19 protein-coding genes are annotated in these 14,871 nt (G+C 31.6%); 1 reads left to right on the forward strand and 18 read right to left on the reverse strand.

Annotated features, from left to right (window positions below; genetic code table 11):
• Positions 1 to 25: 25 nt before the first annotated feature.
• The 9 genes from CX675_RS14770 to CX675_RS14810 form a co-directional block, all read right to left on the reverse strand.
• A complete protein-coding gene (locus tag CX675_RS14770) occupies positions 26 to 490 on the reverse strand; it encodes a phage tail protein (RefSeq protein WP_130736022.1) in 465 nt (154 codons plus the stop codon).
• 5 nt (positions 491 to 495) lie between these two features.
• Entirely contained in the window at positions 496 to 882 is a 387-nt protein-coding gene (locus CX675_RS14775; RefSeq protein WP_370277795.1) for a DoxX family protein, read from the reverse strand.
• A gap of 5 nt (positions 883 to 887) precedes the next feature.
• Entirely contained in the window at positions 888 to 1,352 is a 465-nt protein-coding gene (locus CX675_RS14780; protein WP_130736024.1) for an SRPBCC domain-containing protein, read from the reverse strand.
• A gap of 1 nt (position 1,353) precedes the next feature.
• Positions 1,354 to 1,680 carry a helix-turn-helix transcriptional regulator gene (locus tag CX675_RS14785; protein WP_130736025.1) on the reverse strand — a complete coding sequence of 109 codons (327 nt, stop codon included), beginning with the start codon at positions 1,678 to 1,680 and terminating at the stop codon, positions 1,354 to 1,356.
• 169 nt (positions 1,681 to 1,849) lie between these two features.
• Complete coding sequence (locus CX675_RS14790) at positions 1,850 to 2,311, reverse strand: MarR family winged helix-turn-helix transcriptional regulator (RefSeq protein ID WP_130736026.1); 462 nt, start codon at positions 2,309 to 2,311, stop codon at positions 1,850 to 1,852.
• Between the two features lie 5 nt (positions 2,312 to 2,316).
• Positions 2,317 to 2,745: an EVE domain-containing protein gene (locus CX675_RS14795; protein ID WP_130736027.1), complete on the reverse strand. Its 429-nt coding sequence runs from the start codon at positions 2,743 to 2,745 to the stop codon at positions 2,317 to 2,319.
• Positions 2,745 to 2,954: a hypothetical protein gene (locus tag CX675_RS14800; RefSeq protein WP_130736028.1), complete on the reverse strand. Its 210-nt coding sequence runs from the start codon at positions 2,952 to 2,954 to the stop codon at positions 2,745 to 2,747. Before CX675_RS14800 ends, CX675_RS14795 begins: the two co-directional genes overlap by 1 nt.
• Positions 2,955 to 2,962: 8 nt before the next feature.
• The gene (locus CX675_RS14805; RefSeq protein ID WP_130736029.1) at positions 2,963 to 3,322 is read right to left on the reverse strand and encodes a VOC family protein; all 360 of its coding nucleotides are present in this window, start codon (positions 3,320 to 3,322) and stop codon (positions 2,963 to 2,965) included.
• Between the two features lie 98 nt (positions 3,323 to 3,420).
• On the reverse strand, positions 3,421 to 3,939 hold the full coding sequence (locus tag CX675_RS14810; RefSeq protein ID WP_130736030.1) for a GNAT family N-acetyltransferase: 519 nt from the start codon (positions 3,937 to 3,939) through the stop codon (positions 3,421 to 3,423).
• 85 nt (positions 3,940 to 4,024) lie between these two features.
• Here CX675_RS14810 and CX675_RS14815 point away from each other — a divergent pair, with 85 nt between their 5' ends.
• Positions 4,025 to 4,702: a YceI family protein gene (locus CX675_RS14815; protein WP_130736031.1), complete on the forward strand. Its 678-nt coding sequence runs from the start codon at positions 4,025 to 4,027 to the stop codon at positions 4,700 to 4,702.
• Between the two features lie 81 nt (positions 4,703 to 4,783).
• On the opposite strand, the gene CX675_RS14820 is transcribed toward CX675_RS14815, so the two are convergent.
• The 9 genes from CX675_RS14820 to CX675_RS20180 all read right to left on the reverse strand — a co-directional run.
• The gene (locus CX675_RS14820) at positions 4,784 to 5,383 is read right to left on the reverse strand and encodes a DUF6624 domain-containing protein (protein ID WP_130736032.1); all 600 of its coding nucleotides are present in this window, start codon (positions 5,381 to 5,383) and stop codon (positions 4,784 to 4,786) included.
• A 239-nt stretch (positions 5,384 to 5,622) separates the two neighbouring features.
• Entirely contained in the window at positions 5,623 to 6,294 is a 672-nt protein-coding gene (locus CX675_RS14825) for a type 1 glutamine amidotransferase domain-containing protein (protein WP_130736033.1), read from the reverse strand.
• 49 nt (positions 6,295 to 6,343) lie between these two features.
• Positions 6,344 to 6,661 carry a hypothetical protein gene (locus CX675_RS14830; RefSeq protein WP_205728639.1) on the reverse strand — a complete coding sequence of 106 codons (318 nt, stop codon included), beginning with the start codon at positions 6,659 to 6,661 and terminating at the stop codon, positions 6,344 to 6,346.
• A gap of 90 nt (positions 6,662 to 6,751) precedes the next feature.
• Complete coding sequence (locus CX675_RS14835; RefSeq protein ID WP_130736034.1) at positions 6,752 to 7,321, reverse strand: Crp/Fnr family transcriptional regulator; 570 nt, start codon at positions 7,319 to 7,321, stop codon at positions 6,752 to 6,754.
• A 177-nt stretch (positions 7,322 to 7,498) separates the two neighbouring features.
• Positions 7,499 to 8,329 carry a T9SS type A sorting domain-containing protein gene (locus CX675_RS14840; protein WP_130736035.1) on the reverse strand — a complete coding sequence of 277 codons (831 nt, stop codon included), beginning with the start codon at positions 8,327 to 8,329 and terminating at the stop codon, positions 7,499 to 7,501.
• A 163-nt stretch (positions 8,330 to 8,492) separates the two neighbouring features.
• The gene (locus tag CX675_RS14845) at positions 8,493 to 9,635 is read right to left on the reverse strand and encodes a glycoside hydrolase family 5 protein (protein ID WP_130736036.1); all 1,143 of its coding nucleotides are present in this window, start codon (positions 9,633 to 9,635) and stop codon (positions 8,493 to 8,495) included.
• A 25-nt stretch (positions 9,636 to 9,660) separates the two neighbouring features.
• Positions 9,661 to 11,508 carry a glycoside hydrolase family 2 protein gene (locus tag CX675_RS14850; RefSeq protein ID WP_240723655.1) on the reverse strand — a complete coding sequence of 616 codons (1,848 nt, stop codon included), beginning with the start codon at positions 11,506 to 11,508 and terminating at the stop codon, positions 9,661 to 9,663.
• Between the two features lie 8 nt (positions 11,509 to 11,516).
• Positions 11,517 to 13,127, reverse strand: a complete 1,611-nt coding sequence (locus CX675_RS14855; protein ID WP_130736037.1) for a RagB/SusD family nutrient uptake outer membrane protein — start codon at positions 13,125 to 13,127, stop codon at positions 11,517 to 11,519.
• 30 nt (positions 13,128 to 13,157) lie between these two features.
• Positions 13,158 to 14,871, reverse strand: a 1,714-nt coding sequence (locus CX675_RS20180) for a SusC/RagA family TonB-linked outer membrane protein (RefSeq protein WP_240723656.1), incomplete at its 5' end; no start/stop codon positions are given.

Here is a 14,871-nt window from a genome sequence, read left to right on the forward strand (position 1 = left end):
TTTATTGTGGAATTTAAGCTAGTTTTTAATAGTCGCCTTTAATTACAAAATAGGAACCGCGAATAATACCAGCTAGTTTCGATTTTTGTCTGGCAAATTTAAATTTGGTAGCCAATTCTTCTGGAATTTCCATACCTTCAGACAATTTAAAGCCTACTGCTCTTTTACTTTTGTCTTCAAGAGTATAGGGAATATTAATAGCTAAACCACTTTCGTAAAAAATAAAAACCCATTTCATGTTTTCTATTAGAAAGCGAGCTGTTTCCAATGGTTTACTGGTAATTACAATATCGCGTTCTTCTTTTAGAATAGGGTGTACCCACGTTATAATGTCGTTACTTTCTGAAGCAGGAGTAACTGTAAAATCGAGATGGTATTTGTTTTTGAAATATCTTGCTTCATTGGCACGCAATCCAGCTAAGGCTTTTACTACAGGAGAAGATGCTAAACCTTTTTCAGATACATTATTAAAATCGATGAGGTGTTTCATACTATTTATTGATTTGAGTTTAAAATAATTTTTCTGTCTGCGGGTCTAAAATACCATGACAAGAGAATGAATAAGATTTGAAAAGAAGGTCCAGCAATTGCTTTAAAAGAAATGTCATGCATTGCAATATGTGAAAATAGGGCAGCTGTCATGGTAAAAAATAAACCTGCATACGCCCATTCTTTCAATACAGGAACTTTTGGAATAAGAATAGCAATTACACCACTTATTTTCCATATGCCTAGTAAGGTTAAAAAATAGTCGGGATAACCTAATCCAGTAACTAAGGTAATCCATTCTTTTGATTTTATAAGAGCAAAAATGCCACTTTGGAGCATTCCTAAGGAAAGTAAGCATGTGGCAATCCAATAAATGATTTTATTTGTTTTCATAATGGTTATAATTTTTTTGCTATCGTTTCCAATCTATTGTGAGCAAAGTTCAGTCCTTGAGCAAATGGCATTTTTAAGAGTTGATTTCTTTGTGCTACAGTTTCAAAAAGAGTCCTAATTTCTAATTTTGAAGTATGCGCATCAATAGCTTCAAATTGAAGAAATTCTAGTTGTATGCCAAAAGGGACATGATCCATTTCAAAGGTTCTAATGATTTTTTTATTTTCAACAAAATCATGTATTACCCCTTGCGCATTAAAAATAATATTTCCTTGAGGATCTTTTTTTTCAAAATGATAACTGCCATGTTTTCTGCTTTCCAGTTTTATGACTTTATTTTCCATCCATAAGGCGACCATTTCTGCATCAGAATAGGCTTTAAAAGCAAGTTCTACAGGTAAGTCAAAGATTCTAGTAATTTGTATTTCTGGATTTTCATCTATCGCTTTAACTTTTGTTTTGTGTTCCATATTATTCATTTTTTGTTTGTTGTTGTTTCATTATGGTTTCTAATTTATTAAAACGATCATCCCAGAATTTTCGAAAAGGTTCAATAAATTCGGCAATTTCTTTCATGCCTTCTGGATTTAATCGATAATAGATTTCTCTTCCCTTTTGCTCTTGTGCTACTATTTCACATTCAGTAAGTATTTGTATGTGTTTTGAAATAGTTTGTCTAGAGGAATCAAAATTTTCTGCAATTGCAGAAGGTGTCATTGCATTTACAGTGAGTAAAGTAATTATAGCTCTTCTTGTAGGGTCTGCTATAGCTTGAAATACGTCTCTTCTTAATTTCATTACGCAGTTATTTGACTGCAAATATATGTGCAGTTATTTGATTGCGCAAATTTTTTTAGCTTTATTTTAATAAAGGCACGTGTAAGTTATTGTTTTATAGGTTTTTTGAAATAAAAAAAGAGAGTCTAGAAACAGATTCTCTTTTTGGAAGTTAATATAAGCTTCTTTTTTATCCTTCTTTGTTTTGTTGGTTTAAATTGATCATACTTTGATTGAAAGTAGGTAATTGATTTCCTAAAACAGAAAAAAATTCAATGTCAGCATTTTCGACAGCTGTTAAGGCTTTTTGTAAAACAATTGCACCCTTATCTGTTAAATTAATTACTTTAGCTCTCGTATCGGTAGGGTGTTCTTGTCTATTAATAAACTTTTTTGATTCTAGTGTTCGTAATACTTTTGAAACCATCATTCTATCTAGATTACCTTGATTCGCAATGTCGATTTGAGTAACATTCTCATTTTCTTTGGAAAGCCAGCCTAATGAAGCTAAAAGAACAAATTGTGTTTGAGTTAAATTCAATGGATCCAAAACTTTTTTGTGTTTTCGTTGCCATAACATAGTTACTTGTCCTAAAAGATAACCTGTGCTTTCATTTGGACTTTTAAACTGAAATTCTATTTTATTTGTCATATTTCTTAAAGCATTTGAGAAGAAATTAAATCAAAATCGTGTTGGTTGATTTCAAAAAAACCAAAACGAAAAGGATAACCCCAACTCTTTTTATTTTGTATGAAATTTAGTTCATCTATTAAAGGTAATATAGAAATATCTTTAGATTCTAAAAAAGCAATATTGCGTCTGGATGGACAAAAATCTGTTGTTGTCTGAAATGAGTATACTTCATTGTCTATTACTTTGCCTATAGCTGTAAATTCTTGACATTTTTCAGGTTTCCCAAAGCTTTGTTTTCCTGAATAATAAATTATAAAATCACCTTTTTTCATTCTTTTTAGTGGTGCGGCTTTTCCATGGCAAGCTTGTGCTATACCTGCTTTTATACCAGTCTTTACATGGTCTTTTGAAGCTACACTTATCCAATATTTTGTGGCTTTGTTTGTCGTCATTATTGATATGTAGCCTTTAAATAATGAAACAAAGGTGTCGTTTTTCTTCTTAGAATAGTTTCCAAATCATTTAATTGCTGATCAGATTTACCATTAGCAATAGCTTGGCTAAATTTACTCAAAATTACAATAATTGAATTGGGTAAACCAAATTTAGTCATTAGATTTTTAAATTCAGTTGCTCCTGTATCTCCTGTTTTATTTTTCATAAGGAAGTTTATTTGGTTTCTAAAAAGGTGAGTTTGTAACCATCAATATCTTTTAAATGAAAGGCTCTCCCAAAAGGGGTTTCAATAATTGGCATTACTGTGGTTACGCCATTGGAAATCAATTTGTTTCTAAGTTGATCTACATTTTCGTTTACGGCAAACCATAGAGCAGTGCCTATACCTAATTCTTTGTCTTCTAAAGGTTCGAGAGGTGTTCTAATTGCAAAACTAGCCTGTCCTTGATTGTATTTAAAAACACAGGCTTGAGGATTAGAGTTGTCTATTTCAAAGCCCAGTTTTGTAGTGTAAAAGTCTTTTGAAGCTTCTAAATTTCTCACTTGTAGCGAGGCAAAAGTTAATTGTATCATTTTTTTTAAATTTTTGTTGTTACAAATATAGTATTCGCGACAACAAAAAACAATTGTTTTTTCTTTTTTAACTTTTTAGATTCTTTAAAAATAGCGTTTTAAGAGATTTTTAATTTCATTAAAATGTCGGTTTGTTTGTCATTACCGAGTATAAAAATATGTTTGTCAAAGGCAACCAATCCATTTTTTGTATAAAATTGTAGCGCCCTGTGATTTTTTTCCCAAACACCTAACCAAATATATTCAAGACGTTTTGTTTTTGCTATTTCAATAGCTTTTTCAAAAAGTATTTGACCCGCTTTTCTTCCATGAAATTCTTTGAGAACATAAATGCGCTCAATTTCTAGGGCATTATTATCTTTTATTTCTGTTTGTGATGGACCAAAGTTTAGTTTAAGATAACCAATTACTTTGTTGTCGAGTTCTGCAAAATAAAAAGCCGTGTTGTTGTCGTTTAATTCGGTTTTGATTTTTTCTATACCAAAGCTTTCATCTAAATAGTTTTTCATATTTTCTTCACTGTTTTCTAAAGCAAAGGTTTCTGTAAAAGTGAGTTTTCCAATTTCTTGTAAAGTTTTTACGTCTTGTTTTGTAATTTTTCTTATAGTAATATTCATTTCTTAATCTAGATTAAGTTGTAGTTTAATTTGAATTTACGAAATTTGTAGTTATCAAAAATGAAAATAATTAAATATTAACACTATGACAAAAAAGGGTTTATTTGCTTTAGTAGCAGCAGGTTTTATTTTAGTATCATGTGGAGACAAGAAATCTGAAACAACAACAACAGAAGAACAAGAAGTGGCTGCACCAACAGAAAATGTATTTGCAGTAGATACTACAGCTTCTGTAGTAAAATGGAAAGCGTTTCATAAAGGTGGTTTTGCTCCACGTTGGGGAACATTAAGTATTCAAACTGGTGAAATTTCAGTTTTAGGAGAAGTTGTGAATGCAGGAAGTTTTGTTATTGATATGCAATCATTAGCTGTAGATCCAGCTTCGGTTACTGAAGAAGGAAAAAAAGCTACTGATTTAGAAGGTCACTTAAAAAGTGCTGATTTCTTTGATGTAGAAAATAAAAAAACTGCTGATTTTAAAATTACAAAAGTGGAAGAATTAACTACTCCAGTTGCTGAAGGAGAAGGAGTAGCAGGAGCTAATAAAATGTTAAGCGGTAATTTAACTTTATTAGGAAATACTTTAAACGTTTCTTTCCCAGCTAAAATTGATGTAGTTGAAAATACAGTAACTATTCTTGCAGATTTTACTGTTAATCGTGCAGAATGGGGAATTAAATTTGGTACTACAGAAGCGGATCCAGCAGAATGGATGATTAGCAAAGACATTGAAATTAGTGTAGATATTAAAGCAACAAAATAAGTTTTTCTAAAGAAACAACTTTTTTCTTACTTAGAAAGGCATCAGTTATGATGCCTTTTTTATTAGAAATAAAAAGAAAGTTTATTTTTTCCAACCTACGCGTTTTTTCCACTCGTCGATTTCTTCTTTCCTTTTTTCAAAATCGAATGGAGGAAATTGGTTTTCTTTTTTAGCGTTTTGTCGTATGATTTCGGTTTGCTCTTCTAAGGTATTTAGTCCAATAGAGATTCTACGTTCGTTAACTTTGTCCCAATGATAAAATAAATTTGGACTTAGTTCTCCATTTTCATCCCAGTCAAATTGCGTACCGTATAGTTGTGGCCTGTCTTCAAAAACAGCAATTCGATCTATTAAATAAGCTAGATTGATTGGGCTTGCGTTGTTTTCGTTTACCGCAATTTCTAATAATTGGGCACACTTTTTCATAAACTTAGGTTGTTCAATAGCATGTTGAATAATTAACCAAGCCGCTTCATTAGCTTCTTTACCTACTTTGTCTACTGTAGGATATCCTATTTTTTCTATAATGACAGCTAATGCTTTTGCGTTTTTATTGTGTAATGCTTTCATGCTCTCATGATAGCCATCAAAAAGTTTTCCATTTTGAACTAGTTTTTCTCGCAGAGCGATATCGGCATTTTTAAGAGCAATTATTTTGGTACTCAAATTTTCATACAGCATAATCTATTCATTTTGGTTACATGTGAATGTTGTAGTGGTATTCTCTATGAATATATTTGAGGCATCAATAAAGTATAACAAATATACTTGATTTTGAGTAAGAAACATAAAGTAGCAAAACAAAAATTAGTAATAGAATAGGAATTATAATTTATGAGATTCGCAAAAGCTTCAATAGAATACGGAATGATTTTTTTATATCAGTTATTCATTAGTTAATTATTGAAGCTTTTGTAAAATTAGTTTAATAATTCAATCATTTTGCGTGCTACTCCAGAAGCAGAAGCTGGATTTTGACCCGTAACCAAATTGCCATCACAAACAACAAAAGGTTTGAAAGGAGTTGTGTTTTCAAAAATTGCACCCTGTTTTTTGAGTTCGTCTTCTAACATAAACGGAATAACATTGCCTAAAACATGCTTATCGATTTCTTCCTCAGTTTTTGTAAAAGCGTTGACTTTTTTGCCAGTTAATAAGTTACTACCATCAGATAAAGTCACATTTAATAAGGCACTTGGGCCGTGACAAACAGCTCCAATAATTTTATGTGTTTCATAACTGTTTTTTATCACTTCTTTTATTTTGGGATGATATAACATATCGGTCATAAGACCTAATCCGCCAGGAAAAAAAATAGCGTCGTAAGCTGTAATATCTATATTTTCAATGTGATGACTGCAATTTAACCTTTTAAAACCATTACTTTCCATAAAATTTTTACTAGATTTTCGGGTAGCATCATAGCCAACATAAGGTGGTTTTCCAGCAAGAATACTGGCAAAGTCTACAGTATAACCTTTATTGATAAATTCAAAATAAGGATCGGCAACCTCAGAAAATTCATAGCCTGCTTCCCGATTTTCGAATCCTGTTTTAGAGTTGCTAGTGAGTATAAATAAGATGTGTTTCATAATAAATTAGCTAAAAAATCCCGATATAAACCGGGATTTTATTTTAATATTAATAATGTGGTGACTTCATTTCTATGCTAGCTTCTGTAGTAATATCACCATTAAATATTTTAGTCATAAAACTAACACCAAAATTTTTTGCTTCAGATGGAAAAATATGCCATGCAAAATGTTGCGCTTTGTCTAAGTTTTCAAACTCATAAAAACCACCTACCGAATTAGAACCCACACCACTTAACCATGTTTTTCTGATTAAACCATCGATAGTAAGTAAGTTAGCATTAATTTCTTTCCATGGTACTTGATCAAAAGGGATAGAAAATTGCAACTCGGTGTAGACGAATACTTTTTTAATTTGTTGACTCATTTTTTTGTATTTATGTTGTAAGCTTCATTGCTAACAACAGGACAAAATTAGGACGCTACACATTCATAAAAGTTGTCATATGACCATGTTTTATAGTTTTGTTTTTAATTTACTAAGAGTAGAATTTGTCATGCCTAAATAGGAAGCTACAGCTTTGCTAGAAATACGTGAAAGTAATTTGGGCTCGTGTTCCATAACCCATTTAAGTTTATCGATACCTTCCATGCCTAAAAAGCTGTAAATACGCATTTGAGAGTGAATAAAAGCAAATTCAATAAATTGATGGTATATGTTAGCAAACGCATTTACATGAGTTACTAAATCATAAAAATGGGAGCGATTGATCGCTAATAATTCTGACGGTTCTAAAGAAACCAAGCAATCGCGAGAAGGTTTTTGGAGTATAAAACTAGTATTGGCTGAAATAATACTATCCTCTAATGCAAAGTAACCTGTAATTTCATTGCCTTTGTCGTCTATTTCATAAAGTCGAAGGCACCCTTTTTTTATAAAATAAAAATGATTACACACTTGACCAATGTTGCAAAGCATTTCGTTTCTAACTGTTGTAAGAGGTTTGAAGAAGGAGCAAATTTGCTCTAATTCATTTTCTGAAACAGTGGTTTTACTAAGAATATAGTTTTTAAGTTCGGTGTACATTTTTGTTTTTGTTACCAAAGATAGCTATTGATTGTAATCTAAAAATGGTCTTATGACAAAGATTCGTATGAAACTGTTTTTTTAAATCATTTTATAAATAACAAAGACTTAAGTGTATGGCTTAAGTCTTTGTAATATTGGTCTCCGAAAAGGACGGGGTTTTTAATGAATTGAAAATTAATTTTTAAGTAGTTTATATGTTTGCTTCTCTTTGTTTTTTGTAAGAGTAATTAAATATAAACCATTTGAAAAGTTAGAAATATCGAAATGATGTGTTCCTTTGATACTTTTTTGATTCAGTATAATTTTCCCCACCATGTCATAAATTACCACAGTTAATTCTTCATTAGTAGTAATGTTAAATTGACCTTGGGTTGGATTAGGATACACAGTAAAGTTTTGTAAAGAATATGTTTTATTACTTAGTACTTCACTTACTGATGCGTAAACATTATCAAATTCAAAATCGTTAACAGTTCCCACAATGGTTCCTGTTACATTGCTTCTTAAGACTAAAACTTCAGTAATTAATGCCAAACTAAATGAAGCTGATTCTGGAATGAAATCTGCAAAAGGAATAGACATAAAATGCCACTGATTATCATTGGTAAACCCATAACTATTTGAGGCAGGATCAATAAGAACCTTCGCTGTAATTCCATTTCCTCTCATTCTTAAGTAAAAAGGCGTTGGAGAGCTCGTTTTCAAAGATATATTATAATAGGAATAAGCCGATAAATCTATCGTTACATCACTGGTGTTACTGCTATTTCTTGGTAAAAAAATAGCATGAAAATAGGAACTGCTTCCATTATACGTTAATAAATAATTTTGAGTGCCTTCATAAGGGGCTGTTGTAGGTTCTGAAAGCGAAAAAGCTTGTCCGTTACTAAATCTAAGATGGGTTAAACCAGCACCTATTGAAGTATCTTCTGTATAGATAGCATACGTTTGGGCTTTTATAATTGCAGAAAGTAATAAAAATGCTAGTAAAGTAATTTTTTTCATAACTATAACTGATTAAATTATTAATTTCATAAAAGTATAGTGTATTTATTTTTGATTAGTCAATATTTGTACTTTATAAGGGGTGAGATTGTGTGTTTTTGGTAAAAAAACGAGAAAACCAAAACTGATTTTCTCGTTTAGAAATATAGGAACCTTAACAAAATTATTGTAACATGTAGGGAACGATATTGTAAGTAAAACTGGAACCTGTTGTGTTGACTAATCCAAACCAACCTCGATCATCCCAAACGCTATAAGACATAGATTGCCCCACTAGAGTTGTTGCCATTGATCTATAAAAATTCCTTACTAAATCGGTGTTTCTTTCTGCTTGATTTGCGCTTCTTCCTACTCCAAATTCACCATAATGAATAGGAACATTTAATTTCACCGATTGAATTCTTACGTTTTGAATTCCTGTTTCAAAAGTAGCCATTCCTGGAAAAGCTGCATTACTTCCTGTTTCTCCACAAAAAGTCCACGGACTGTAAGTATGTACCTGAATAGATACATAATCATCGGTTCCACCGCCAGGTAAACTCACTTTGTTAGGATATACTTCTTCTATATATAAAGCATTTCCTTGACCATTTGTGCCTACCATAACCACACGAGTTGTATTATTGCCTCCTGTAGCACGAATTGCATTATAGCCTACTTCGTTTACATGTCTAGTATACATTAAAGCGGTAGCGTCTGTAGGGTCTGGGAATGGTCCTGAACCATCTAATTCTCCTAAGTTTCCTTCTGGTTCATTGAGAACTTCAAAAATTAATTTTTTAGAATAATCTTTAAAATATGAAGCAATACCTGTCCAAAGGGTTTGAAATTTAGTATCATAAATTGCTGTTCCATCATAATTATCTTTTAACCAATTTTCATGATGCGCATTTAAAATGACATATAAATCTTGACTTAATGCATAGTCAATTACATTTACTAATTCTAAAAATCGTGGGTGATTAACATTGATATTTCCATTATCATCTGCTAAATGATCTCCATTAAATCGATCCATCCAAGTAACTGGAATTCTGATGTTTTTCATTCCTTGGCTCTTATACAAATCAATAATGGGTTGTATACTGGCTAAAGTAGTTGTGTTATTGCCGTTTTCGAAAGTGTTTCCTAAATTAAATCCATTTTCCATATTTAAAATTACATTTTTTGCTGAAAATGGGTCATTATTTACGGGATTGTTATTGTTTTCTCCGTTAACAAAAATAGGATTGTCCTCATGAGTGCAAGCAACTGAAAATAAAACAATTGCCAAACTTAAAATTTTTAATATTTGTATATTTTTCATCTTAATATTTGATTTAAATCATGAATTAATTGGTCTCTTTTAAAGTTTTGTTCTTGTAGTAGTTTTGTAAAACATAAAAAGCTTTTTTCTTTTTACCAGTTTCAGAAATAAGCCCTTTTCTATTCCAAAAGTTTTGATACACTGGGTTTTGACGTCTTGGAGATTTAAAATCGACTAGAATCCAAGGTGTCATACCTCTAAGCCCATCAATTTTTTCTAACATTTCTAATTGATTGATATAAAACAATTCTTGAAATTCTTCGCTCCACATAGTATCATTATCACCATGAAACCCAGCTAATGCACCAGCACCAAATTCTGAAATAACAACAGGTTTATTGAATTTTATATCAAATTTATATTTTGGTAATTCTTTTGGTTCAGACCAATACCAGCCACCATATTCATTAAAGCTAGCTAAATCTAATTTTTCTCCCAATGGATCTTCTACGGTTACATTATATCCATCTCTTTCTATTTCAAGAGCTGCAGCAACTAATCTTGTGTCATCTAAACTTCTTACTTTATCTACTAATTTGCCCATAAAAACATTACGTTCAGTATTTACAGGAGTTTCATTTCCAATTGACCAAATGGCAACACATGCTCTATTTTTATCTCTTTCTATAGCTACAAATAATTGACTTTCAGCATTTTTATAAGTTTCAGGATTAGACCAAGAAATTGTCCAGTAAACAGGTACTTCTGCCCAAACTAGTAATCCGATTTCATCAGCTAGTCTTAACATGGTTTCATTGTGTGTATAATGAGCTAAACGAACATAATTACAACCTAACTCTTTAACCCAATTTAGCATCATTCGCATATCTCCCTCTGATCTAAACCTTCCACCAACTAGTGGATTTTCGTCATGAATAGATATTCCTTTTAAAAAGATAGATTTGCCATTTAAGAATATATCTTTGTTAACCGTTTTGATAATTCTAAAGCCAATTTTTTCACTTATTTTATCAGTATTTGAGGTAACAATTACTTCGTATAGTTTGGGATTTTCTGGCGACCAATACTGTATTTTTTTTACGGGAATATTAATATTTACATAACCATTTTCATCTGTTGTAAAAGACGATTTGATTTTAAGTTCAGGAATTTCAATAATTACTTTTTCTTTTTTATCATTTCCTTTTATTTGAACAAACCCTTGAATTCTATCTTTATTATCTTTTCCAAGTTGAATTTTATAATCTTCAATATAAGAAGTTGGAGTAGAAACTAAAGCCACATCTCTAGTAATTCCTCCATAATTCCACCAATCCGTATTAATTGTAGGAACTTCATCTTTGTAGCGTGTATTATCTACCATAACGACCACAAAATTTTTTCCGTTGTTTAATTTTCCAGTAACGTCAAATTGAAATGGAGTAAAGCCACCTTTATGTGTGCCTAATTTCTTTCCATTTAAATATACATGTGCTTGATAATTTACGGCTGCGAAGTATAAAAAATAGTTTCTATCACTTTTAGGAGCAATTATAAAATCCTTTTTATACCACAAGGTTCCTTCGTAAAATAAAAGGCGTTCATCTTGCGAATTCCAGTCGCCAGGAACTTGTAAAGAAGGTTCAAAATCAAAATTATATTCAACTCTTTGTCTTTTATCAGTTGGATTTAAATTGTCATAAAATCCACCTTTACCTGATTTACTTTCATCAAAAGGTTTTTGTCTGTAATCTAAATAGCCCATTTGGTAAGGATCAATAATATATTTCCAAGGTCCGTTTAAACTTAAATGTTCTCTACTGAATACATTTTGTATGGTTTTTTGACTAAATCCATTGTTCTGAAAGAAGAGGAACGTTAGTAATACTAAAACTATATTTTTACTATTTGTTGTAAACATAAATTTTGACATGTTGATTTTTAATAACCGATATTAAATTGTGAAGCGCTGCTACCCATTACATCTATTTGACTTTGTGGAATAGGACAATTAATAAAATGAGATTGCCATGGGGTAGTGCTATTTAATGCATCATTTGCTTCGGAAACAGAGTTGTCTCCATTTCTATAATACATGGTAATTCGATCTCCTAATATACCAAGACGTTTTAATAAGAACCAACGATTGTTTTCAAATGCTAATTCTCTTGCCGATTCTTCTAAATAGGTATCCAATGTCCATACGGTAAAATCGACAGTAGGAGATGGTGTGTTTTGATCTAAACCATAACCTCTTCTTCTTACCCTGTTTAGATATTCTAAAGCAATACCCTCTTCTCCTAGATTGTGATGCGCTTCTGAAGCTAAAAGTAATGTTTCTGCAAAGCGGTAATACATATAGTTTTTATAACTCTCATTTGTATTTGGTAATTTTGTTTCAAAATCGGCATATTTTTTCAAGCTCCAATGGAACCTTCTATAATTGTCTTCTGGTTGAGTTATAGGTTGACCAAAATTTGGGTGTTGCGGATTGTTTACTAAGTAAGAGGTATACTCTTCAGGCCAATAATAAGTAGTAAAACGTTTGTCATTTGCTTTATCATAAAGAGAATTTAAATAATTATTAGGAAAGAACCAACCTAACGATTGCCCTCCATAATTGAGATCGATAATAACTTCTCCACCAGCACTAACATCTGTACCTGATTGTTTTTCGTAAAGTCTTTGGTTAAAAACGCTACCTAGCCAAAATCCGCCACCACCAGCTAAATCATCACCATCACCTAAAGATTGATTTTTTTGGTATACAAATAATGCTTCACGATGATTTACATTAGGGCCAAAAACCTGACTTAGTTCAACTAAATCGTGCGTTTCATTGGTAACAATAGCATCAAATTGATTCGCTGCTTCTTGCCAATCTTCTCTCCACATAGCTGCTTTACCTCTTAAGTGTCTTGCCACTCCTTGACCATAACGACCTATTGGCACTTGCCAATCTAAGTTTTCTACAGCATAATCTAAATCGGCATTAATTACACCAAAGACTGCGTCTTCTGAAGCGGCTTCATAAAATACAGGGTCATTAATATTTTGTGGTGTAGTTGGAATAGTATCTAATAAAATGGTTCCATACATTCTGATTAAATCTAGATATAATTCCCCTCGAATAACTCTTGCTTGTGCTACTAATTTTTTCTTTGCATTTTCATCCATATCAACAGATCTAGCACTAGTGATTATTGCTGAGGCTCTGTCGATTATTCGATACGCATTTGTCCATTTATCTCGTGGAAAGCTAGCAGGAGTATGCACATTGGCTCCATAGGGTGTAAACCAAGTTCTATGCAAACCTAAATCTGTTGCCGCTAAGAAAAATACATTAGCTTGCAGATTGCTATTATCGCCAGAAGGGGCGTTATATTGACGCATTCTATTATATAAAGCATTTACACCTACTTCTAAACCTTCGGGTGAATTGTAGATAAAGTCTACAGAAACCTCATCTAATATTTCTTCTTCTAGAAATGATTCACATGATATAAATAAAAATGCAAAGACAACTAGATAAATATATTTTACTTTTCTCATATTTTTAAAATTTTAAATTTTATATCATTTTTAGAATCCTAGTTTTAAACCAGTAACCACAGTAACTGGTTCAGGATATTCACTTGGATTTTTTTCAGGACTAAACGATTGAAAATCTGTTATTGTAATTAAATTACTTCCTGTTACATACAATCTCAAGTTAGATAATCCCATTTTTTCAATCAAACTTTTAGAGAAAGAATATCCCATTGTTATATTTTGTAATCTCACATAAGAAGCATCTTGTAATCCTAAGTTGTAAATATTGCTAGGATCGTTTCCTTCTCTTGGTCTTGGGAAATTCCCTCCAGGATTTTCAGGTGTCCAATAGTTTTGTTTGATACCATTTTTTATTCCTCTTAAAGAACCTCCTTCAGTATAACCGTATAAAAATGGGTTATTTTTGATCACACCTTGAACAGTATAAAAGTCTGCCGACATATCAAAACCTTTATACTCTACACCTAAAGAAACGGTTCCATACCAATCTGGAGCTTGTGAAGTAATTACCCGATCTTTATCATTGATAACCCCATCACCATTTACGTCTCTTAATTTTATATCGCCAGGAACAGCAAGTGGTTGTGCAGAGTTTACAATATCTTCCCCTTCTTGAAAAATGCCAATGGGTTGGTATTGATAATATACACCTATTGGTTGACCAATGAACCATCTATTAGCGATATCATCATCTTCAATTCCATCTCCATCTGCATCTTTACCATATAAACTAATAATTTTGTTGTTGTTTTTAGTAAATGATAAACCAAGTCTTAGTTTGAAGTCATCTTTTCTTATAATATCTGTGTTAACTGTCACTTCAATACCCCTGTTTTCAATTTCACCAATATTACTTAATCTATTACTGTAACCAGAAGTTAAATCTAATTGTTCGTATACCAATAAATCTTTTGTTCTCGTAATGTAATATTCTACAGTAGAAGTAATTCTGTCATTAAAAAATCCAAAATCGACAGCACTATTAAAAGTAGTTGAGGTTTCCCATTTTAAATCAGGATTAGGCAGCGTTGGACCAGGAACATAACCAGAAACTTGTACACCATCAATAACATAATTATTTTGATTTGCAGTACTTTGACTTTGTCCTGGATTAATCGCTTCATTTCCTACGCTTCCATAACTAAATCTTAGTTTTAAATTATTTACTTGAGTTAGTTTCTCCATAAATTTTTCTTTATGGATGTTCCAACCAATATTTGCAGAAGGGAAAAAGGCCCATTTGTTATTTCTACCAAAAACAGTAGATCCATCGGCTCTTCCTGCAACTGTAAAATAATATTTATTATCATAATCATACTCAAATCTTCCTACAGCAGACACAATACCTCTTTTGTAAGCTGAAATTGTAGGCGTATTTAACAAGGCACCTTCTAAACCATTAATCCCAAGAATATCATTTGGAATTCTATCAGAACTGTTTTGAAAATTATTTGATTGTGTTTCCGATATACTTTGTACTCCTGTAAAAGTAAAATGGTTTGATTCTTTTAAGTTAAAATTATAGGTTATGATGTTTTCAATTTGCCATTCTACTAAATCTTGAAATTGAATGCTACCACTTCCTTGTCCGTTATTAGCAATACCTGCTAATGAATTGGTTGTATTGTATGATTTTCTTTTATAATTCCAAGATCTTCTACTAGTATTTAATCTATATTTAAAACCTTTAAAAGGAGTAATATCTAAAAACACATTTAAGATGTCATTGCGTTGGTCTATTCTA

The organism is Flavobacterium sp. J27 (genome assembly GCF_004303025.1).
Classification (GTDB): Bacteria; Bacteroidota; Bacteroidia; order Flavobacteriales; family Flavobacteriaceae; genus Flavobacterium.